This is a genomic window from Paucibacter sp. B2R-40 (assembly GCF_025717555.1).
Taxonomy (GTDB): Bacteria; Pseudomonadota; Gammaproteobacteria; order Burkholderiales; family Burkholderiaceae_C; genus Paucibacter_A.
Genome location: NZ_JAJIRP010000003.1, coordinates 447,354 through 467,910 on the forward strand (window position 1 = coordinate 447,354; position 20,557 = coordinate 467,910).

General features: G+C 62.8%; 18 protein-coding genes. 6 read left to right on the forward strand and 12 right to left on the reverse strand.

The window, feature by feature from the left end; translation table 11 throughout:
• Window positions 1-6 precede the first annotated feature (6 nt).
• A complete protein-coding gene (locus tag LNV09_RS08560) occupies window positions 7-843 on the forward strand; it encodes an HAD family hydrolase (protein ID WP_263556664.1) in 837 nt (278 codons plus the stop codon).
• Window positions 844-846: 3 nt separating this feature from the next.
• Here the strand turns inward: LNV09_RS08560 and LNV09_RS08565 are convergent, their stop codons facing one another.
• The gene (locus LNV09_RS08565) at window positions 847-1,284 is read right to left on the reverse strand and encodes a YidB family protein (protein ID WP_263556665.1); all 438 of its coding nucleotides are present in this window, start codon (window positions 1,282-1,284) and stop codon (window positions 847-849) included.
• Between the two features lie 254 nt (window positions 1,285-1,538).
• On the opposite strand from LNV09_RS08565, the gene LNV09_RS24710 reads away from it, so the two are divergent.
• Complete coding sequence (locus tag LNV09_RS24710) at window positions 1,539-2,387, forward strand: C40 family peptidase (RefSeq protein WP_318023277.1); 849 nt, start codon at window positions 1,539-1,541, stop codon at window positions 2,385-2,387.
• Window positions 2,388-2,399: 12 nt separating this feature from the next.
• Here LNV09_RS24710 and LNV09_RS08575 read toward each other — a convergent pair whose 3' ends face one another.
• From LNV09_RS08575 to LNV09_RS08620, 10 genes are read right to left on the reverse strand one after another with little or no spacing between them, the layout of a single operon-like run.
• Window positions 2,400-2,882 (reverse strand): hypothetical protein, encoded by a 483-nt coding sequence (locus LNV09_RS08575; protein WP_263556789.1) that lies wholly within the window; start codon window positions 2,880-2,882, stop codon window positions 2,400-2,402.
• A gap of 45 nt (window positions 2,883-2,927) precedes the next feature.
• Window positions 2,928-4,979, reverse strand: a complete 2,052-nt coding sequence (gene paaZ / locus LNV09_RS08580; protein WP_263556666.1) for a phenylacetic acid degradation bifunctional protein PaaZ — start codon at window positions 4,977-4,979, stop codon at window positions 2,928-2,930.
• Between the two features lie 25 nt (window positions 4,980-5,004).
• The gene (locus tag LNV09_RS08585; protein ID WP_263556667.1) at window positions 5,005-5,613 is read right to left on the reverse strand and encodes a TetR/AcrR family transcriptional regulator; all 609 of its coding nucleotides are present in this window, start codon (window positions 5,611-5,613) and stop codon (window positions 5,005-5,007) included.
• A 17-nt stretch (window positions 5,614-5,630) separates the two neighbouring features.
• The gene (gene paaE, locus LNV09_RS08590; protein WP_263556668.1) at window positions 5,631-6,716 is read right to left on the reverse strand and encodes a 1,2-phenylacetyl-CoA epoxidase subunit PaaE; all 1,086 of its coding nucleotides are present in this window, start codon (window positions 6,714-6,716) and stop codon (window positions 5,631-5,633) included.
• Window positions 6,717-6,733: 17 nt separating this feature from the next.
• The gene (gene paaD, locus LNV09_RS08595; protein WP_263556669.1) at window positions 6,734-7,243 is read right to left on the reverse strand and encodes a 1,2-phenylacetyl-CoA epoxidase subunit PaaD; all 510 of its coding nucleotides are present in this window, start codon (window positions 7,241-7,243) and stop codon (window positions 6,734-6,736) included.
• Between the two features lie 8 nt (window positions 7,244-7,251).
• On the reverse strand, window positions 7,252-8,028 hold the full coding sequence (paaC, locus tag LNV09_RS08600; RefSeq protein ID WP_263556670.1) for a 1,2-phenylacetyl-CoA epoxidase subunit PaaC: 777 nt from the start codon (window positions 8,026-8,028) through the stop codon (window positions 7,252-7,254).
• A 7-nt stretch (window positions 8,029-8,035) separates the two neighbouring features.
• Window positions 8,036-8,344: a 1,2-phenylacetyl-CoA epoxidase subunit PaaB gene (gene paaB / locus LNV09_RS08605; protein ID WP_263556671.1), complete on the reverse strand. Its 309-nt coding sequence runs from the start codon at window positions 8,342-8,344 to the stop codon at window positions 8,036-8,038.
• The gene (gene paaA / locus LNV09_RS08610) at window positions 8,341-9,348 is read right to left on the reverse strand and encodes a 1,2-phenylacetyl-CoA epoxidase subunit PaaA (protein WP_263556672.1); all 1,008 of its coding nucleotides are present in this window, start codon (window positions 9,346-9,348) and stop codon (window positions 8,341-8,343) included. The genes paaB and paaA overlap by 4 nt, the downstream gene beginning before the upstream one ends.
• Window positions 9,349-9,371: 23 nt before the next feature.
• Window positions 9,372-9,824 carry a hydroxyphenylacetyl-CoA thioesterase PaaI gene (paaI, locus tag LNV09_RS08615; protein ID WP_263556673.1) on the reverse strand — a complete coding sequence of 151 codons (453 nt, stop codon included), beginning with the start codon at window positions 9,822-9,824 and terminating at the stop codon, window positions 9,372-9,374.
• A gap of 15 nt (window positions 9,825-9,839) precedes the next feature.
• Entirely contained in the window at window positions 9,840-10,643 is an 804-nt protein-coding gene (locus LNV09_RS08620) for an enoyl-CoA hydratase-related protein (RefSeq protein ID WP_263556674.1), read from the reverse strand.
• Window positions 10,644-10,812: 169 nt separating this feature from the next.
• On the opposite strand from LNV09_RS08620, the gene paaY reads away from it, so the two are divergent.
• The gene (gene paaY, locus LNV09_RS08625) at window positions 10,813-11,418 is read left to right on the forward strand and encodes a phenylacetic acid degradation protein PaaY (protein ID WP_263556675.1); all 606 of its coding nucleotides are present in this window, start codon (window positions 10,813-10,815) and stop codon (window positions 11,416-11,418) included.
• Here paaY and LNV09_RS08630 read toward each other — a convergent pair whose 3' ends face one another.
• The gene (locus LNV09_RS08630) at window positions 11,419-12,402 is read right to left on the reverse strand and encodes a PfkB family carbohydrate kinase (RefSeq protein WP_263556676.1); all 984 of its coding nucleotides are present in this window, start codon (window positions 12,400-12,402) and stop codon (window positions 11,419-11,421) included.
• A 296-nt stretch (window positions 12,403-12,698) separates the two neighbouring features.
• Here LNV09_RS08630 and LNV09_RS08635 point away from each other — a divergent pair, with 296 nt between their 5' ends.
• Genes LNV09_RS08635 through LNV09_RS08645 form a run of 3 tightly spaced genes read left to right on the forward strand, consistent with a single transcriptional unit; the run spans window position 12,699 to window position 20,557 of the window.
• Complete coding sequence (locus tag LNV09_RS08635; RefSeq protein WP_263556677.1) at window positions 12,699-18,863, forward strand: SPM autocatalytic domain-containing protein; 6,165 nt, start codon at window positions 12,699-12,701, stop codon at window positions 18,861-18,863.
• Between the two features lie 29 nt (window positions 18,864-18,892).
• The gene (moaA, locus tag LNV09_RS08640; RefSeq protein ID WP_263556678.1) at window positions 18,893-20,008 is read left to right on the forward strand and encodes a GTP 3',8-cyclase MoaA; all 1,116 of its coding nucleotides are present in this window, start codon (window positions 18,893-18,895) and stop codon (window positions 20,006-20,008) included.
• Between the two features lie 6 nt (window positions 20,009-20,014).
• Window positions 20,015-20,557: a GNAT family N-acetyltransferase gene (locus LNV09_RS08645; protein ID WP_263556679.1), complete on the forward strand. Its 543-nt coding sequence runs from the start codon at window positions 20,015-20,017 to the stop codon at window positions 20,555-20,557.

The following is a 20,557-nucleotide window of genomic DNA, read 5'->3' on the forward strand; positions in this document are numbered from 1 at the left end:
CAAAAAATGAGTTTCTACATCTCTGACCTTGACGGCACCTTGCTGGACCAGCAGGGGCAATTGGCCCTGAGCACCCGCGAAGGCCTGATGCGCCTGCTCGACGCCGGCCTGACCTTCACCGTGGCGAGTGCACGCCATGTCTCATCGATACGCCAGATTTTGGGCGACTTGCCGCTGCGCCTGCCCGTGATCGCGTCCAACGGCGCCTATATCAGCGAGATGGCCACAGGCCGGCACGAATTGGTGCACGCGATCGAGCCCGCCATGGCGCAAGCGGTATTCGCCTTGATACGCCAGTACGGCTTGATGCCCTTTGTTTCAACCCATGGCCGCAAGGGCGACCAGTTGTTCTACCAATCGGTGCACAACGAGGCACAGCAGGCCTTTGTCGACGAACGCCTGCGCAATGCCGACCCGCGCCTGCGCCACAGCGCCCGTCTACAAGACGAGTTAGTGGACCCCGCAGTGACCTTTGTCGTGGTGGCGCGCGAGGCGCCTTTGGCCGCGCTGCAAGCGGCGATCGACGAACTATGCGGCGATGCGGTCGAAACCCATCTGGCCGAAGATCTCTACAAACCCGGCTGGCCCTGGCTGACCGTACACGATAGACGCGCCACCAAGGATCAAGGGATCAAGACGGTGGCCGAGCGTTACGGGCTGGCCGAGCGCGAAGTCGTGGTGTTCGGCGACCATGTCAACGACATCAAGATGCTGCGCGCCGCGCATCGCGGCATCGCGGTCTCGAACGCGATCGCAGCGGTCAAAGATGAGGCCCATCAGGTGATCGGGCCACATTTTGAGGACAGTGTGCTGCGCTTTATTGACGCAGACTGGCGACGCTGAGGGTCAAGCTTTTTTCAGCAGGCCACCCAGCAAGCTGGCCAATTCGCCCATATCGCCCAGACCGCCGGCACCGGCTGCCGGCACTTCACCGTGAGGCGTCAGCATATTGATGATTTCCGGCAGCATTTGGCTCAATTGCGAGCCCGCTTCCGCGTGCGAGACACCGGCCTGACCGGCCAATTGAGACATCAGATCGCCACCCAAGGCCGCACTGAGTTGATCGCCCGAGACCGGCTGATTGGCGCCGTGGCCCACCCAGGACTGCACTTGCTCGCCCAGGCCGGCGCCTTCCAATTGTTTCAACAAACCGCCCAAGCCGCCCTGCGCCGAGCCATTGGCCAGCAGGCCTGAAACGATACCGACCCAGTCCGGGCCGCTGCCGCCATGGCCTTGCCCCTGGCCTGCCAATGCTTGCGTTGCCGCACCAATCAAAGAATCCATCAAGCCCATGTTTCGCTCCCTAGTTCAAAACCACGATGCCATTCACCGTGCGCAGATTGTCTATGCAGAGCAGCACACCCCTGTGAAAAAAAGTTAGGGACAGGGAAACTCTTGCCCTCAGTCACCGGCGCGGTAGTGCATCTGAGTTAGATTGGGGATTACCCTTAAATTCCGGTAAAATGCTTTGTCCAACACCTGGCTTGCTCCGGGCTTTCCCTCGCTTTTCATCGCTTACACGCCCGACTGCTTGACACTTGCAACAGCCCCCGCCTAAGCTGCGCGCCGAACCTATGCTCGACGCCAGCCTCCGCCACTCCTCTCCAATCAACACCATCTTGACCCTGTGCCGCCTGACGGCCAGCACGGTTGGCTTGGTTTTGTGCGTCAGTACGGCAAGCCAGGCACAGAACGCGCCACCGCCAGGCATGGTCACCGGCGCCTGGGGCTTGAGCCTGCTGCAGACCACGAGTTCAGCAAAGTCAGCGCAAGCGCCAGCCCTTGTTGCACCGGCCCCTGCTGCGACGCCCGCATCAGCCGCTATAGCCTCCGCAGCGGTGCAGGCGGCTGCCGTGCCCGCCACCGTTGCGAATCCGGTGGCTGACCCGGTCAGTCGCTTCTTGCAGGAACGGGGCTTCTTGTCGGCCGCTCAGTCTGAGCCTGGCCGCCTGATGGAGCAGGTGCGCGACGCGGCCTCCAACCTGGTGATCTCTTCGATGAACTTTCTGGGCGTGCGTTACACGCGCGGCGGCTCGTCAGAAGAAAGTGGCTTCGATTGCAGTGGCTTTACCCGCCATATCTTCGAGTCCAGTGTCGGCATGATCCTGCCACGCCGCGCTGATGAGCAGGCCAAGATGTCGAATCTGCTGAGCGTCAAGCGGGACGAGCTCAAGCCTGGCGATCTGGTGTTTTTCAACACCATGAAGCGCACTTTCTCGCATGTGGGCATCTATGTCGGCGAAGGCAAGTTCATCCACTCGCCGCGCGTGGGCGGAGCCGTGCGTGTAGAAGATATGCGTGAAGCCTATTGGGCCAAACGCTTCACCGGCGCACGCCGCGCCGACCTCAAGTCCGCCGGCGCCGCAGCCATCGACAGTTCACGCTGAGCAAGTTTGAAGCTATTTCGACGGCTTTAAGAAGTCCCGCTCCACCCAGGCCTGCGCGCTGTTCTCGGTCAATTTGAAACCAGCGCTGACTTTGACCTCGGCCAACACATCGCCATCGGCATTTTTGGCGCTCAGCGTGGCATAAGGGTTATCTTCATCGGGCACGATGTCCAGCAGCACGGTCAAACGGCCCTTCTCGCTGTCTATCTTCAGGCTCTTGTGCAGTTGCGCATGCAGTTGCTGCTCATGGCGGCGCAAGACTTCTGAGGCCGTTTTCACCAAGGTGTGAAAGGCCGGCGCCGACAGCGGCTTGGGGTTCTTTTTATCGCGCCCCATGGTCCAAGGCCCGACCAGCGCCGGCTCGACCTCACCCGCCAAGGTCATCGCGACGGCCCAGCCCTCGTCATCTTCGTTCTTGATGACCTGGGCAGTCCAGCGCTCGTCACGCCAGCATAGGTCGCCCTGGGTCCAGGTTTCTTCGGCGTTCAACGCCATTTCGTTCAATGGTGATTCAAGCTGTATATCCATACAGCTACGATATCACGACATCTTGGCCACCAGGGTCAGAATGTCGTAACTGGCCACCATTTCGCCACGCTGATTCATCACTTGCACGTCCCAAGCGACCACGCCTTGCGGCGGCTGATCCGGGCGATTGCCCCGATCGATACGGCGCTTGCAGGTCAGCCGTGCCTGAATCGTGTCGCCGATGGCCACCGGATTGACGAAGCGCAGCGTGTCAAGGCCATAGTTGGCCAGCACCGGCCCCGGTGCAGGAGACACGAACAAGCCGGCCGCCGCCGACAAGACAAAATAGCCATGCGCGATGCGCTGGCCAAACTGTGTATCTTTGGCGGCGATCGCATCAAAGTGCATATAGAAATAATCACCCGACACACCACCGAAGTTGACGATATCGGCCTCGCTGACGGTGCGTCGGTGGGTCAACAAGGAGTCGCCAATCTGGATCTCCTCGAAATGCTTGCGGAAGGGGTGAACGGCGTGCTCTTGCACCTTGGCGCCGCGCTGGTATTCGCCGGTGATGGCGCTCAACATGGTCGGGCTGCCTTGCACCGCACAGCGCTGCAGGTAATGCTTGATGGCCCGCGAACCACCCAGCTCCTCGCCGCCCCCGGCGCGGCCCGGGCCGCCATGCTTGAGTTGCGGCATCGGTGAGCCGTGGCCGGTCGACTCCTTCGCGGCATCACGATCCAGCACCAGGATACGGCCGTGGAAGGCACCGGCGAAATAGACCGTTTGCGCCGCGATTGCCGGCGTCTTGGTGACCACCGAGGCAACCAGGCTGCCGCGCCCCTTGGCGGCCAGACTCAGGGCCTGATCAAGATCGTCATAAGGCATCAAGGTCGAGACCGGGCCGAACGCTTCCAGATTGTGGACCGCCTGATTGGCGAAGCCATCCCGGCAGAGCAAGAGGGTCGGCGCGAAGAAGCAGCCTTCGCTAACGCCCTCCCCGATCGGTGCAAAGCCATCGCGCTCACCGAAGATGACTTCATTGCCGGCGCTTAGCGCTGCCAGCCGCTCGGCCACATCGGCCTGCTGCGCCTTCGAGGCCAGCGCGCCCATGCGCACACCGTCGACCGCCGGGTCACCGACCTTGATCTTGGCCAGCCGCTCGCGCAGCGCCGAGGCTACTGCATCGATATGGCGGGCCGGCACGATGGCGCGCCGAATGGCCGTGCACTTCTGGCCCGCCTTGGCCGTCATCTCTTTTGCTACTTCCTTGACGAACAGCTCGAACTCCGGATCACCGGCTTCGACATCGGGCCCGAGAATCGAGCAATTCAGGCTGTCGGCCTCGGCGTTGAACGGAATCGAGCGGCGCACCAGATTGGCATTCACACGCAGCATCGCAGCGGTGTCGGCGGAGCCGGTGAAGGTGACGACATCGGTTTCCTCCAAGCGATCAAGCAGATCGCCGGAGCCGCCGATGATCAGCTGCAAAGCGCCGGCCGGCAGCAGGCCGCTGGCGTGAATCAAGCGCACGCAGGCCTCGGCGACAAAGGAGGTGGCGGTGGCGGGCTTGACGATACAAGGCATGCCGGCCAAAAAGCTCGGCGCAAACTTCTCCAACATGCCCCACATCGGGAAGTTAAAGGCATTGATGTGCACGGCCACGCCGCGCTTGGGCACCAGCACATGCGAGCCGATGAACTGCCCTTCTTTGCTGAGCGGAATCGCCGGGCCTTCGTGCAACACGTTGCTGGACGGCAACTCGCGCCGGCCTATGCTGGCATACGCAAACAAGGTGCCGATACCGCCTTCGATATCGATCCAGTTGTCGCTGCGCGTGCCGCCGGTATGGGCCGACACGGCGTAGAGCGACTCTTTGTGCTCCATCAAATAGGTGGCCAAGGCCTTCAGGCAGGCGGCGCGCTGTTGGAAGTCGAACTTCAGCAGGGCCGGCAAGGCCTGACCCCGGGCAAAGGCGAGGCTCTCGGCGAAGTCGATCTCGTCCGCATGCGTCTGCGCCACGATGCGGCCGTTGACGGCGCTGTGCAGGCTGCGCGCGGCCTGCGTGCCGACCCAGCGGTTGGCGATCAAGCTTTGCAGAATGGGGGCTTGGATGTTCATCAATGTCTCGCTATTCAAATATTCGTCAAGCCTTGACGGCTGAGATGCCACCAAAGAACAGGTCGGCGACCATAGGCGCCACCGCCTCATAACTCAAATCACCATCGGGCTTGAGCCAAGTAAAAGTCCAGTTGATCATGCCGAACAAGAGCATGGTCAGCGGCTTGTGCAGCTTGGCCGCACTCAACTCCGGCCGCAGTGCCGCCACCGCGTCTGCAAAGGCGGCGACCACACGGCGTTCGATTTCTAACAGGCGGGCGCGGTCCTCGTCGTTCAAGAACTTGACGTCCTCGGTCAAGACCCGGTGTTCGTTTTGCGCCTCGCCGTAAGCCTGCACAAAGCGCGCAATCAAGCGCCGCAACAAGGCCTCGGGCGCCAGGTTTTGCTCACGTGCCTGCGCTTGCACCTCGGTGACCAGAGTCTCCAACCACTGCACATGGGTCTCGCAGATCTGCATCAAGAGTTCATGTTTGTCGCGCACATAGTGATAAAGCGTGGGCTTAGAGACCGCGCAAGCCTCGGCTACCGCATTCATCGAGGTGCCGGGGTAGCCCTGGTTCGCGAACAGGCGCGCCGCGTTGCGCAAAATTTCATCGCGTTGATTCTCAAAACCGGGGGCGCGTCCACGAGCCATGGCTGCTCAGTCCTCAATCAGCGTTCATCAAAAGAAATCACCACGCGCGGTGTCAAAGCATGGGCCTGGCAGCTGAGGATGAATCCTGCTGCCACCTCGGCCTTGTCGAGCGCGAAGTTCTTGTCCATGCGCACTTCACCCTCCATCAGCTTGCAGCGGCAGGTCGAACAAACGCCGCTCTTGCAGGAAAACGGCACGTCCATGCCGGCACGCGCCGCCGCGTCGAGCAGACTGGCGTCGGTCTTGGCAAACTCGATCTCGCGACTGACGCCGTCGCGAATCACCGTCACGCGGGCGCTGTCGGCATCGCCCGCCAAGACCAGATGCGGCGCAGGCCGGCCGGTCTGCATCTCGACGGTACCGAAACGCTCGACATGAATGCGATCATCGGCCACACCGGCCGCCTTCAGCGCGGCCTCGGCCGCTTCGTTCATCTCGAAAGGACCGCAAACAAAGACATGGTCAATGCTGTTGGCCGGCAGCAAGGCTTGCATGAATTCGCTCAGCTTGGCGGCGTCGATGCGCCCGGCCTGGAGCGGCGAATCCACATGTTCGCGCGAGAACACATGATGCAAGGCCAGCCGCGTCATGTGGCGGTTTTTCAGGTCCTCGATCTCTTCCTTGAACATCGTCGAGGCCTGCGCGCGATTGCCGTAGATCAGCGTGAAGCGGCTCAAAGGCTCGCGCGCCAGCAGCGTCTTCATGATGGACAAAATCGGTGTGATGCCCGAGCCGGCGGCAATGCCGACATAGTGGCGCGCTTCGCCCGGGGCCGCTGCCACCGCGCCAAAGCGGCCCTGCGGCGGATAACTTTCGATCACCGCGCCGGGCTTCAAGTCCTGGTTGACCCAGGTCGAGAACGCGCCACCTTCGACCTGGCGCACGCCGACGCGAAGTTCGCCGTCATCCGCGCCGGCGCAGATCGAATAGCTGCGGCGCAGGTCCTGGCCATTGATCTCGTGGCGCAGGGTCAGGTATTGCCCGGCCTTGAACTTGAAGGCCTCGCGCAGCGCGACCGGCACGTCAAACGAGACCACGACCGCTTCGTCGGTATCGGGCGTTATGGCGCGTACCGTCAGAGGATGAAAATGCAAGCTGCTCATTGCCGCGCTCTCTTTTGTCAAATAGGTTTGAAGTGTTCGAAGGGCTCTTGGCAAGCCAGGCAGCGGTACAAGGCCTTGCAGGCGGTGGAGCCGAAGGCCGAGAGCTTCTCGGTGTGATCGCTGCCGCAACGCGGGCAGGCCAGCTTGTTCAAAGACGCACGGTGAACCAAGCGGATCGGCTGCGCATCGGCCGACAAGACCCGGCCGGGCGGCGCAATGCCGTAGGCACGCAGCTTCTCGCGCCCTTCTTCGCTGATCCAGTCGGTCGTCCAGGCCGGCGCGCGTTGCATCGTGATTTGAATCTCGCCGAACGCGGCCAGCGCGGCGCGCACATCGTCTTGAATCAACTCTGTCGCCGGGCAACCGGAATAGGTTGGTGTCAGCACCACTTCCAGGCCGCCGGCTGTTTCTCTCAGGCCGCGCACAATGCCCAGCTCGCACAAAGAGATCACCGGCACCTCCGGATCAGGGATCTGGCGCAACACCTCCCAGGCAGCGGCCAAGCGCCCGCAGGGACTGGATGGCATGTCCAAACTCACCACTTTCCGCCAGGGTAGGCGCGCTGCAAATACTGCATCTCGGCCAGCAGGTGGCCCATATGCTCGCTGTGCACACCGCGCCGGCCGGCCGACACATAAGCACTGGCTTTTGGATGAGCAAGACCGGCATCGGCCAAGACTTCGTTCAGATGCGCGGTCCACTCAGGCTCCAACTCGGCCCATGACGGGCCCAGGCCTTGAACGACAGCTGCGGCATCAACCGCATCCGCATCAAACAGTTCATTGAACAAGGGCCACAACTGCGCCAAAGCCTCAACCATACGGGCTGTGGACTCGGCCGTGCCGTCACCCAGGCGCACCAGCCAATCGGCCGCATGCTGCTGGTGGTAGGCGCTTTCCTTGACCGCCTTGGCGGCGATTGCCGCCACATCCGGATCGGTCGAGCTTTGCAGGCGCCGCCACAAAAGCAGCAGCCAAGTCGCCACAGCGAAGTTGCGCACTTGCGTGAAGGCGAAGTCGCCGCGCGGCAGCTCCATCAGCACCGGGTTCAGGTACTGGCGCTCTTCGCGCAGAAAGGCCAGTTGATCTTCGTCATGGCCCTGCCCGTCTAAGCGAGCGGCATGGGTCAGCAAGGCGCGTGCTTGGCCGAGCAGGTCCAAGGCCATATTGGCAAGGGCCAGGTCTTCTTCGAGGATGGGCGCATGGCCGCACCACTCACCCAGGCGCTGGGCCAAGATCAGGCAGCTGTCGCCGATGCGCAGCAGGTATTGGACCTGTGGCGAGGAACCGACTTGTACGGAGGCTTGGCTCATGGCTGGATTACATGTGGTTGATGGCATCAGGCAACTCATAGAAGGTCGGATGCCTATACACCTTGTCTTCCATCGGGTCGAAGTACATGCCCTTCTCGCCCGGGTCCGAGGCGACAATCTGGTTTGACAGCACCACCCAGATGCTTGTGCCTTCTTGGCGCCTGGTGTAGACCTCGCGGGCCATCTGAATTGCCATCTTGGCGTCGGCCGCATGCAGGCTGCCGCAGTGCTTGTGATCCAGCCCTGCCTTGCTGCGCACAAAGACTTCCCACAGCGGCCATTCTTTGTCAGTACCCGTGTTGCTCACGCTGCTCATGCTGCTTGCTCCTGTGTCTTCATCGTTTGTTTGCGTGCATGGGCGAGCGCGGCTTCGCGCACCCAGGCACCGTCGTCCCAGGCCTTGACGCGGGCTGAGAGGCGCTCGCGGTTGCAGGGCCCGTCGCCGCCGACGACGCGCCAGAACTCGGCCCAGTCGATCGCACCGAAGTCGTATTCGCCGCGCGCTTCGTTCCACTTCAGGTCCGGGTCCGGCAGCGTGATGCCGAGCAATTCGGCCTGCGGCACCGTCGCGTCGACGAACTTCTGGCGCAGCTGATCATTGGTGATGCGCTTGATGCCCCAACGGATCGACTGCTCGGAGTTCGGCGAGTCTTTATCAGCCGGGCCGAACATCATCAGCGACGGCCACCACCAGCGGTTGACCGCGTCCTGCACCATCGCTTTTTGCGCGGCATTGCCCTCGCGCATCATCACCAGCAGCGACTCATAACCCTGTCGTTGGTGGAAGCTCTCTTCGCGGCAAACGCGGATCATGGCCCGAGCGTAAGGCGCGTAGGAGCAGCGGCACAGTGGCACCTGATTCATGATGGCCGCGCCGTCCACCAACCAGCCGACCACGCCGATATCAGCCCAGCTGGTGGTCGGGTAGTTGAAGATCGAGCTGTACTTGGCCTTGCCTGTATGCAGCGCGTTCAGCATCTGATCACGGCTGGTGCCCAGCGTCTCTGCGGCCGAATAGAGGTAGAGACCATGGCCGCCTTCATCTTGCACCTTGGCCAACAAAATCGCCTTGCGCTTGAGCGTCGGTGCGCGGCTGATCCAGTTGCCTTCGGGCAGCATGCCGACAATTTCTGAATGCGCATGCTGGCTGATCTGGCGTACCAGCGTCTTGCGGTAATGCTCCGGCATCCAGTCCTTGGCCTCGATGAAATCACCGGCATCGATGCGCGCCTCAAAAGCCGCTTCTTTGGCCGCATCCTCGGCGCTCTTGACCTTGGCGGCCGCGTCCTGCGGGCCCACACTCATCGCTTGGGTATACATAGTTTGTCTTCCTTGATTCAGGCTCAGCCTTGCGGCTCGCTGGGACCGTGCAGTGCCACCACCGGCTTGCCCTTGATGCGGTAGGAGCGCCCCCTGAACACGGCGATCAGCTCATCGGCCTGGTTGGTGATGGTGATGTCATAGACGCCGGTGCGGCCGGCCAGCGAAGTTTCTTTGGCCACCGCCTTCAAGCGATCACCCAGCCTTGAGGGCGCCACGATGTCGATCGAAAAACCCGAGGCCACGGTCAGCTCGTTGTAGGAGTTACAGGCGAAGGCAAAGGTCGAATCGGCCAGCGCCGTGACCATGCCGCCATGGCAGATGTCGAAGCCGTTCAGCATCGCCTCGGTCACCGTCATCGCCAGCGTGGCCGAGCCGGGGCCGATCGCCAGCACATCCATGCCCAGCGCTTTGCTGGCTCTGTCGTTGGCGAGCATGCCGTCCCGGACGGCCTCGGCAATTTCTTGTGAGGTCATAGGCTTTCTCCTGACTCAACGGTCGCTGAACTTGGGCGCGCGCTTTTGCAGAAATGCGGCCGCGCCTTCTTGGTAATCATCGGCAAATCCGAGCCGGCTTTGCAGCGTCGCCTCCAACTTCAAGGCATCCTCAAACTCCAACCTGCCCGCCGCGTCAAAGGCGCGGCGTGTCTCGGCCATCGCGCGCACCGGCATTTGACTCAGACGCTGCGCCAAGGCTTGTGCCGTGACGACCAGGTCCTCATCGGCGACGCAGCGATAGATCAGGCCCATCGCCTGCGCTTCGGCGGCCGACAACTTCTCGCCCAGCAAAGCCAATTGCAAGGCGCGTGCGCGGCCGACCAGGCGCGGCAGCAGCCAAGTACCGCCGCAGTCCGGGATCAAACCAATCTTGGAAAAGGCCTGAATGAAGTTCGCCGAAGCCCCGGCGATGACCAGATCACAACCCAGCGCCAGATTGGCACCGGCGCCCGCCGCCACGCCGTTGACCGCCGCGATCACCGGCACCGGCATGCTGCGCACCCGCAGCGCCAGCGGGATGTAATAGGCATCGAGCAGATGGCCGATGTCCTTGGGCGCCTCGCCGGGCTGCAACTGCGGATTGACCAAGGGGTCGGACAAGTCTTGACCGGCACAAAAGCCACGGCCGGCGCCGGTGATGACGACACAGCGCACGGCTGCATCATCCGCTGCGGCATCCAGGGCTCCACGCAGTTGCGCCAGCATTGCGGCCGTAAAGGCATTCAGCGCGGCCGGCCGATTGAGCGTCAGCGTCCGTACAGCGCCATCCTGGCTGATCTCGATCAAAGGGTCATTCATGGAAGGCCTCAGGCATCAAATCGGTCTACGCGACTCACGGAAATACCCGCAAACACTCTTGACCGACCGGTCGGTAGATCGTAAGGTGGGCATTGATTTAGCGCAAGTCGGGCCGCCCTGGTGAAAACCCTAGGAGCGCCTTGCCCGCTCTTTGAAAAGGAATGTCCCTATGCCTTGCTATGCCATCGACGGCGTGATTCCCGTCGTTCACCCCAGCGCCTATGTTCACCCCACAGCCGTGCTGATCGGCGACGTGATCATCGGCCCGGGCTGCTATATCGGCCCCTTGGCCAGCCTGCGCGGCGACTTCGGCCGCATCGTCTTGCACGCCGGCGCCAATGTGCAGGACAGCTGTGTGATGCACGGCTTCCCGGACTCGGAGACCGTTGTCGAGGCCAACGGCCATATCGGCCATGGCGCGGTGCTGCATGGCTGCGTGGTGCGCCATGACGCTTTGGTCGGCATGAACGCAGTGGTAATGGACGAGGCCGAGGTGGGCGCCTACAGCATCGTGGCCGCCTGCGCCTTTGTGCGGGCCGGCATGAAGCTGCCCGAAAAGTCGCTGATCGCCGGCCTGCCGGCCAAGGTGTTGCGCGCTTTGAGCGAGGACGAGATCAACTGGAAGTTGGCCGGCACCCGGACCTATCAAGACCTGACCCAGCGCTGTTTGGCGACGCTGCAAGAAGTGCAGCCGCTGGCCGAATTGGAAGCTGACCGTCCCGCGCTCCCGACTCAGCAACACAAACCGCGTGCGCCCAGCCAGGCCGGCACATAGTCACTCGCCCGGCAGCACCCGAACGGACGCGGCCAAGGTCGCCACCAAGGCCGGCGGCAAGGTCCAAGGCTGAGCGCGCGGCAACGCGTAGTCACTGCAGGCCGTGCAGGCGGCCGAGGCAGCGGCGACCGCCCAGCGCAAATGCTGCTCGGCGGCGGCGGCGGGTTCACGCATCAAACTCAAGAGCAATCCCGCTGCCGCAGCGTCACCCAGACCAAGCGCGGTCTTGCCCGCAATATCCTCCAATTGGGGAGGTGCTGCATGCCACTCGCCGGTCCCGCTGTACAGCGTGGCACCTTGAGCGCCACGCGTCAGCAAGACATAAGCACCCGAATTCCAGGCCCCGATTTGGGCCAGACCGGAGTGATAGTCGGCCGTGCGAAACAAGCCGCACAGCTCGGCGGGAGAGACCTTGATGACATCGGCCAAGCGACACATGCGCTCCAGACAGTCGTCATAGCGCGAATCCATCAGGGTCCGAAAGCCCGGCGCATAGGAAATCTTTTTGCCCTCCGCCTTGAGTCCCGCGGCCAAGGCTTCAAGTCGCTGGGCCTGTGGTTGGCGCACCAGGCCGAGGCCGCCAAAATGAGCCCAGCGCAAGGCCTTGACCCAGCCGGCGGGCAAACCCTCGGGCCGAAAGTGCAGGTCGGCGCTATCGGCGCCGACAAAAAACCCCTCGGGCGCCTCATCGGCGTCAATGAAATTCAGCAGTGGCGGACGCGGGAGTTGCTGCAAATAACGCAGATCCAGGTGGGCGTCGGTGCAGGCCGCCCAAACTTCTTGCCCGAACAGGTCCGAGCTGATCGCGCCGCCATAGGCGCTGAGCTCGCCCAAGCTGGACATCGCCATCGCGACTTGCCAAGGCGAGCCCGCGCAGGCGCTGCGCCAGCTCCCGTCGCCTGCTCTGACGAGGTCGATGCGGACCTCGCCAAAGGAAACAAAACGAGCCAGGTCGGGGTGCAACATGGTGGGGGTGTAGGGCATGCCCGCCATTCAAACATCACGAGCCGAACAGCGCAATGCTTGCAATGCTTTTCGGCCGAGTAGGCCCGGCGCCACAACGAAAGAACTGACCCGTTTTTACCGTCCAGTTCTGGCGTTTGCATCAAATGGACCGCCCAGCGCGCTGAACTAGTCCAAAGAGCAGTTCATTTCCGGCGACCACCAAGGCCCCGGCTTACCTACATTTATCGGACAAGATAAACAAAGCTTTAGCCGTATCTTCCAGACTTTCGAATTTTTCTGGGCCGGCTGGGTCTGTCTTGATTCCGGAGTTCAAGATGTCGTTCATATCAACCCTGCCGCCCGAACAAATTGCCAAGCTGTCCACCAAGGCGATAGCCGCATTGACCAGCAGCGATTGGCAGGACTTCAGCGCCAGCCAAATGGCCGCCTTGACGGCGATCCAAATCAGCGCCATCACGGCACGCGGCTGGATGAGCATTGCCGCCGAGCAATTTGTCTCAGTGAGCGTTGACGCGGTAGCGGGCCTCAATGCGCATTCGATGCCACTGGTGCCGATCAAGCTGCTTGGCGCCATGGAGCAGGATCAGATTGCCGCGCTGAGCGCGATCGGCCTGCGCGCCCTGACCAGTGCCCAAGCGCCTGCGCTCAGGCCCGACTGGCTGGAGGCCTTGGCCTCGCCGCAGGTTCAGGCCATCTCGAACGCAGCGCTTACGGCGCTGGACACCGGTCAGATTGCGGGTTTGCATGCGCAGACGGTGCAGAGTTTTTCAGAAAATCAAATCCGCGTCCTGAAAACCCAACAGATCGCCGCTTTCGAGGACGAGGGTCTGGGTGCGCTCGCTTCCAATCATATGCGCGCCTTGGTCAGCGCGCAGGTGCATGCCCTGAGCAGCTCCCAAATCAACGCGCTCAGCGCGGCTCAACTCGACGGTTTGACCAGCAACCAACTGGGTCTGCTGAGCACGGTGCAGTTCAATGCCTTGAACGCGGACGACCTGCAAGGCCTTGAGACTTCGCAGCTGCGTGGCCTGGGCAGCCGGCATATAGCCCAACTCGATGCGAGCGAATTGGGCAGCCTGAGTGAGGCCCAGCTTGCCTCATTCAGCTCGGCTCAAGCAGCCGGCTTGAACAGCCTGGCTTTGAGCGGCTTGTCCAGCCTGCAACTGCAAGCATTGTCGAGCTCGGCGCTGGCCGGCTTGAGCGGCACCGCTTTGCAAGCACTCAGTCCGGAACAGATTGCCGCGCTCGACCCGGCGCAGATCAAAGCCCTCAGCACCGCCGCTCTGCGCGGGCTGTCGGATCTTGCGCTGGCCGCCTTCAATACCGAACAAATGCCGGCCTTCAGCGCCAGCCAGCTGAATGCCTTCAGCACCCATCAATTGCAGCAATTGGGTGAGGATCAGATTGCGGCCTTGAGTACCGCTGCTTTGCGTGGCCTGGCCGGCACCAGCGTCGCCGCATTGACCGAATCGCAGCTCGACGCTTTGCTGGTTGAGCAGGTGCGGGCCTTCAGCACACAGGCCGTGCGCGCGCTCCAAATTACCCAGCTGAACCAGCTCGACTCGGATCAGTTGGGTGCGCTCACCGGCCTTCAAATCAGCGCCTTGAGCAGCACGCAAGTGGCCGGCCTGGACGCGGGCATCGTGGGCAGCTTGTCCAGCGGCCAATTGATGTCGCTCAGCTCCAGCCAATTTGCGCGCCTGAGCAATGCTGCGATTGCCGACCTCACACCCGATCAAGTGGGCTTGCTGAGCAGCAAGCAGCTGATGGGCTTGAGCAGTACGCAGTTCGCGCTGATGAGCAGCAGTGATGTGGCAGCCTTGTCGCTGGGCAGCTTGCGCAGTCTGAGCAGCGGGCAGCTGGCCGGGATGAGCTCGGACGACTTTGAGGCCCTCAGCGCAAAGCAATTCCAGGCCATCAGCGCCAGTCAATTGAAGGGCTTGGGCGAGGGCTTGATCGACAAGCTGGGCATTGAGCAAATCGCCGCCATCAGCTCGGCGCAAATGGGTGGGTTCAGCGCCGCTCAGCTGCACCAGCTCAGCCTGGAACAAATCGCCGTACTCAGCACCCAAGCGATCAGCGGCCTGGGCAGTGCCGGGGCAAGTGCGCTGAGCTCCAGCCAAGTGGCCGCCTTGGACGCGGATCAGTTTCGCGCCCTTTCGGGCTCGGCCATCAACGCCTTGACCAGCGGCGTGATGGTCGGCTTGACGCCGGCCCAGTTGGCCGCCCTCTCCCCGACGCAAATCGGCTTGCTCGGCACGGCTCAGATCAGCGCCTTGGGGGCAGCTCAGATCGACGCACTCAGCGCGCCTCAAGTCGCGGCATTGACCTCGAATCAGTTCAGCCGACTTGGCGCCGAAGCCATCGCGTCCCTCAACGCGGATCAACTCGCCGCCATCACGGCGCGCCAAATTGCCGGCGCCACGCCCACGCAGATCGGCCTGCTCAGCCCGGAGCAGTTCCGCTTCATCAGCCCGGCGGCCTTGGGCGCCTTGAACAACAGTCAAGTCGCCGCTTTGAGTGCGGCCGACATCGCGGCGCTGAGTGGGACGCAGTTCGCCGGTCTCGGCCCCGCCCAGTTGCGGGCCTTGCCCGATGCGGTCCTGGTGTCGTTGAGCATCGACCAATTGGGGGGCTTGAGCGCAACCCAAGCCGCCGGCCTGCAAGCTCATCAAATTCAAACCCTGCTGCCCGATCAACTGGCTGCCTTCAGCAGCGTGGCCTTGCGCGCGCTCGGCGCCGGTGCAGCGCAGGCTTTGAGCGCCGACCAACTCCGTGCGCTTGACCCGAATCAAATTGCATCGCTCTCCAAATTGGCCTTGACCAGCTTGGACGCGAGCCAGCTCCAGGTGCTCAACATCGACCAATGGGCGGCGCTTGGGCCCGCCAACGTGGCGGCGCTGACGCTGACACAAATCGCTTCGCTGGGTGCTGCACAAGCCTCGATGCTGACGCCGGCCGAGCTGGCTGCGCTCAGCGCCAGCCAGTTCAATCGCCTCAGCGCTGCCGCCGTACCAGGCCTGAGCGTCGAGCAAATTGAAGCACTTGGCAGCCGCCAACTGCAGGCCATGAGCAGCACACAGCTGCAAGCGCTCTCACATCTGCAGGTCCAGGCCCTGAGTCCCTCGGCCATCGGCAGTCTGTCGCTGGATGCCGTCAAAGTACTCAGCCTGGACGCCCTGACGCCGACCCAGTTGGCCGGCCTGCGGGCGGTGCAAATTCAGTCGCTCGGCGATGCGGCGATTGCCACTTTCGGCAATACCCAAGTTGCTGGATTGAGCGCCGTCCAGGTCTCCGGCCTGACCGCCCATCAAATAGACCTGCTCTCACCCGGCCAGATCGCGGCCATCAGCACCGACGCGATTGGCGCGCTGTCGGCCAAAGCGGCGCAGGCCATGTCTGCCGCGCAAGTCGATAGCCTGAGCGCCGCGCAGATGCAAATGCTGGGCACCCAGGCGACCCATGCGTGGTCAACCGCACAATGGGCAGGCATCAGCAGCGCCCAAGCGGCCGCACTGAATACGGCCACAGTTGCCATCCTCAGCACCGCTCAATTCAACAGTTTGGCAGCCGACGCGGTGCTGGCCTTGAGCTCGAGCCAAGTGCTCAGCCTGTCCACCGCCGCACTGCGCAGCCTCGGCAGCCAGCAACTGGGCAAACTCAGCGATGAGCAATGGGGTGAACTCAGTTCGCGCCAGCTGAACGCGCTGGCTACGGCACAGATCTCCCATCTCAGCGTCGCGCAAGCCAGCGCCCTGGATGCCGCGGCCCTGAGTGGCTTGAGTACCCAGCAATGGCGTGCCATGGGCACGCAGCAACTGCAGGGCTTTGAGACCGAGTCCGTGCGCGCACTCAGCGGCAGCTCATTGATCAGTTTGTCGCAGGCGCAGGTTCAAGCGCTGTCGACGCTGCAAATTCAAGCCCTGTCCAACGTGGCGCTGCGCCAACTCGACAGCACCCAGATGCAGGAATTCAGCGGCACGCAGATTCAAGCTTTCAGCAGCGGACAAATCGGCGCGTTGGCGGCCAATGTCTGGCCCTCCATGAACGCCGCCCTGCCCTCGCTGAGCACGGCCCAAGTCGCCGGCCTGACGAACAACCAGATTCAAGCCTTCAGCAGCGCCAACATCCTGGCGCTGAACACCGCGCAGGTCGCGGCCTTGAGCGCGAGCACGATTGCGGCCTTGTCGACGTCGGCGATCAAACTGCTGAGCAACGCCCATATTGCCGCCTTGACGACCGAGCAAGCGCAAGCCCTCACCAGCAGCGAGCTGGGCGTGATGAACACGGCTCAGTTGGATGTTTTTTCAAGCCAGCAAGTCTATGCACTGCAGCCCTCGGCCATCGCCGCCTTGAGCAGCGCGCAATTGACCGCTTTGGTGATGAATGACCTGGCAGCCGTCAGCACGGCCACTTTCGCCAGCCTCAGCAGCATGGCCCTGGCCCAGATCACCGCTCAAGCCCGGCCCGAGATCAGCAATGCCCAACTGGCGGCGATGACCTCGACCCAGGCGCCCGGACTCAGCACCGTCCAGCTGAGCAGCCTGACGACCGGCCAAGTGGAAGCGCTGTCGGTGGCGGCCCTGAATGGCCTGGGCAGCGCACAGTTCGCGGCCTTCAGCAGCGCACAGCTGTTGGCGCTGAGCTCGGCTCAAATCGAAACGCTCGACAAAAACGACTTGCCCTTCCTGGGTGCGGACACCATGCAGGGGCTCAAAGCCAATCAGATTCAAGCCCTGAGCGCGGCGCAAGTCGTGCTGCTGAGCAGCGCACAGCTGCAGGCCATCAATCCGGACAGTTTGCGCGCCTTGACCACGGCCGCACTGGATGCGATCAGCGCCGAGAATTTCGGCGCCTTGAGACCGGCCCAAATTGCCGCCCTGGGCGAAGCGCAGATCGCTGTGCTTGACGCAGGGCAGCTGCATGCCATGTCGGCCTCGGCCTTGCAGGCCCTCAATGTGGGCCAACTCAATTTGCTGACGACGCAGCAATTGCAAGGCCTCAGCGGTAGTCAGATCAACGCTTTTGCGCCGCAGCAATTGGTGGCCTTGAGCACGGCCGCAATTGGCTCCTTGAGCCTGGATCAATTGAAAGGGCTGAGCCCCACCCATATGGGCGAGTTGTCTGCGACACAGCTGGCTGCCATCGCACCGTTCAGACTCAGCGAGCTGCCCACCACCCATATAGCCGCGCTCAGCGCCAGCCAATTGGCCGGGCTGACGGTGCCGCAAGTCTTGACGCTCACCGACGCGCAGTTCGGCGCGCTCAGTGCAGCGCAAATACCCGGCATCAGCGTCGACGCATTGCGTGCGATGGCGCCGGCGCAATTTGGCGAGTTCCGTCCCGACCAGTTTGCGGCCTTGACCTCGGCCCAAGTTGTCGCCTTGTCACCGGCCGATTTGTCTCATCTGAGCGCCTCGCACATCACGGCGATGGAGCCCTTGCAATGGAAGGCCTTGCTGCCCACCCAGGTGGCTGCACTGAGCGCATCACAGGTAGAGGCGATTGGCCCGAGCCACCTGGCCTTGTTCGCGCCGACACAAATTGCCGCACTCAACGTCACCGCTGTCGCGGCGCTTTCGGGCGTTCAGCTCAATGGGCTGCCCGTTGCCGACCTTGCTGCTTTCACGCAAAGCCAGATCTCGGCGCTGAGCACCCAACAGCTGGCAACTTTGGACATGCCGCATGCGGCCGCGTTTACCGGCACACAGCGCGAAGCCATGACAGCGGCCCAACTGGGCGTGCTGGCGGCCGCCTCGCCTTTGATGCTGGATCTGAGCGGCATCGGTGTCGGCGAAGCTGCCGGTATTCATACCCTTGGCGTGGAAAACGGCGTCACCTTCGACATCAATGCCACCGGCCACGCTTCGCAAATCGGTTGGGCCGGAGCCCACAACGGCATGCTGGCCTTGGACCGCAATGGCAATGGCCAGATTGACAACGGCAGCGAGCTGTTTGGCACCGCGACCAAGCTGAACAATGGTCATCTGGCCGACAACGGCTTTCAGGCGCTGGCTCAGCTGGACAGCAATCACGACGGCAAGATTTCGGCCGCCGACGCCGAGTTCAATCATCTGCAGGTCTGGGTTGGCGCCAGCAACACCAGCAAAGGCCAACTGCATAGCCTGGCCGAGTTGGGCATCGTCGAGTTGGACCTCAACGCCAATCACCAAGAAGTGATGCAAAACGGCAATCTTGTCGGCATGGCGTCCAGCTTCAAGTCTGCGGACGGCGCCAAGCATGAGTTGGTCGACGTCTGGTTTGCGCAGGCACCCACGTCCAGCAACACGGCAAACTCAGGTCCGACTCTGCATGACTTGCTGCAAGGCCCCTCGACCAATCTTTTGACCGACAAGGCGGCGCCGACCGAATCGCCTGCAGCCGAGCCGGCTCAACACGGCCTGGCTCATCATGCGATGTGGCGCAGCGAGCAACTGCAAGACGAGCTTGAGCGCAACCGGAGCCATTTGCTGATTTGACCCGCTTGAAGCGGGCACAATGCAGCGCTATGTCAGACAAGGTGATTCCCCTCCTCGACCAGCGTCGCTTGCAGCCAAGGCCGGCCATCCCGGCGCAGTCTGTGCCTCCAAGCGGCTTGTTGGTCGACGCCCTGGGCCGGCCCTTGCGCGATCTGCGCATTTCGGTCACCGACCGCTGCAATTTCCGCTGCAGCTACTGCATGCCCAAGCAGGTGTTTGACAAGCACTACGAGTTCTTGCCGCACAGCGACCTGCTCAGCTTCGAAGAGATCAGCCGCTTGGCGCGCGTCTTTGTCGCCCACGGCGTGCAAAAACTGCGCCTGACCGGCGGCGAGCCGCTGCTGCGCCGACATATCGAGGCGCTGATCGAAATGCTCAGCGAGATCCGCACGCCCGAGGGCAAGCCGCTGGACCTGACCCTGACCACCAATGGCTCGCTGCTGGCCCGCAAGGCCGCTTCTTTGAAGGCGGCCGGACTGCAGCGCGTGACGGTCAGCCTGGACGGGCTCGACGACGCGGTGTTCCAGCGTATGAACGATGTCGGCTTCCCCGTCGCCGACGTGCTGGCCGGCATAGACGCAGCCCAAGCGGCCGGCCTGGGCCCCATCAAGGTCAATATGGTGGTCAAGCGCGGCGTCAATGACCAAGAGATTTTGCCGATGGCGCGGCATTTTCGCGGCTGCGGCGTCAGCTTGCGCTTCATCGAATACATGGATGTCGGCGCCACCAACGGTTGGCGCATGGACGAGGTGCTGCCGTCCAGTGCGGTGCTGGCGCGGCTGCGCGAAGAATTTGAGCTGCAGCCGCTGTCGGCCAGCGTCGCGGGCGAAACGGCCGAACGCTGGGGCTACGCCGACGGCCAGGGCGAGATCGGGCTGATCTCCAGCGTCACGCAAGCCTTTTGCGGCGACTGCAACCGCGCACGCCTGTCCACCGAGGGCAAGCTCTACACCTGTCTATTCGCTCACAGCGGCCATGATTTGCGTGCGCTGCTGCGCAGCGAGGCCAGCGACGCCGAACTCAGTGGCGCGCTGGGCTTGCTCTGGGGCTCGCGAAGTGATCGCTATTCACAACTGCGCGCCAGTGGCGCTGCCGAGCTTGGCCCGGGCGAGCGACGGGTTGAAATGCACTACATCGGAGGCTGAGCGCACATGCCAAGCAAGGACTTCACCGCCGATCCACCCATCAGGCTGATGCGCTTGGCCGATTTGGCGGCTTACAAAGAGCTGCGCGACGGCATGTTGGCCGACCATCCGCAAGCCTTTACCTCGGATGCGGCAACCGAGCTCTTGCGCGACGCCGACAGCTACCGGGGCCGGCTCAGCGCCGGCGGCGACGGCGCCAACCTCTTCACCCTGTGCGCCTGGGCCGGGCCGCGCATGATTGGCGCCATCAGTTGCGAGCATGAGGCGCGCGTCAAGGTGCGCCACATCGCCCACATCGTCGGCATGATGGTCAGCAACGAGATGCATGGGCAAGGCGTGGGCCGTCGTTTGCTGGAGCGTGCCTTGACGCTGCTGCAAGGCGAGCCGGTGCTGGAGTTGGTCACGCTGACGGTGACCAGCAGCAACACCCGCGCCGTGCGCCTGTACGAGGGCTGTGGTTTCACCCGTTATGGCCGGCTGGAGGGCGCGATCAAGCTGCAGGACGGACAGGTGCTGGCCAAGGACTTGATGAGCCGCCGCCTGCGTTGA

Bases quoted from the DNA above. Each gene is read 5' to 3' on its own strand.
- LNV09_RS08575 (WP_263556789.1), bottom strand. From the start codon at position 2,882: ATGGCGTTGAACGCCGAAGAAACCTGGACCCAGGGCGACCTATGCTGG.
- paaE (WP_263556668.1), bottom strand. From the start codon at position 6,716: ATGAGCAGCTTGCATTTTCATCCTCTGACGGTACGCGCCATAACGCCC.
- paaZ (WP_263556666.1), bottom strand. From the start codon at position 4,979: ATGAACATCCAAGCCCCCATTCTGCAAAGCTTGATCGCCAACCGCTGG.
- paaC (WP_263556670.1), bottom strand. From the start codon at position 8,028: ATGAGCCAAGCCTCCGTACAAGTCGGTTCCTCGCCACAGGTCCAATAC.
- LNV09_RS08630 (WP_263556676.1), bottom strand. From the start codon at position 12,402: ATGCCCTACACCCCCACCATGTTGCACCCCGACCTGGCTCGTTTTGTT.
- paaD (WP_263556669.1), bottom strand. From the start codon at position 7,243: ATGCCATCCAGTCCCTGCGGGCGCTTGGCCGCTGCCTGGGAGGTGTTG.
- LNV09_RS08635 (WP_263556677.1), top strand. From the start codon at position 12,699: ATGTCGTTCATATCAACCCTGCCGCCCGAACAAATTGCCAAGCTGTCC.
- LNV09_RS08565 (WP_263556665.1), bottom strand. From the start codon at position 1,284: ATGGATTCTTTGATTGGTGCGGCAACGCAAGCATTGGCAGGCCAGGGG.
- moaA (WP_263556678.1), top strand. From the start codon at position 18,893: ATGTCAGACAAGGTGATTCCCCTCCTCGACCAGCGTCGCTTGCAGCCA.
- paaY (WP_263556675.1), top strand. From the start codon at position 10,813: ATGCCTTGCTATGCCATCGACGGCGTGATTCCCGTCGTTCACCCCAGC.
- LNV09_RS08620 (WP_263556674.1), bottom strand. From the start codon at position 10,643: ATGAATGACCCTTTGATCGAGATCAGCCAGGATGGCGCTGTACGGACG.
- LNV09_RS08645 (WP_263556679.1), top strand. From the start codon at position 20,015: ATGCCAAGCAAGGACTTCACCGCCGATCCACCCATCAGGCTGATGCGC.
- paaA (WP_263556672.1), bottom strand. From the start codon at position 9,348: ATGTATACCCAAGCGATGAGTGTGGGCCCGCAGGACGCGGCCGCCAAG.
- LNV09_RS08560 (WP_263556664.1), top strand. From the start codon at position 7: ATGAGTTTCTACATCTCTGACCTTGACGGCACCTTGCTGGACCAGCAG.
- paaB (WP_263556671.1), bottom strand. From the start codon at position 8,344: ATGAGCAGCGTGAGCAACACGGGTACTGACAAAGAATGGCCGCTGTGG.
- paaI (WP_263556673.1), bottom strand. From the start codon at position 9,824: ATGACCTCACAAGAAATTGCCGAGGCCGTCCGGGACGGCATGCTCGCC.
- LNV09_RS08585 (WP_263556667.1), bottom strand. From the start codon at position 5,613: ATGGCTCGTGGACGCGCCCCCGGTTTTGAGAATCAACGCGATGAAATT.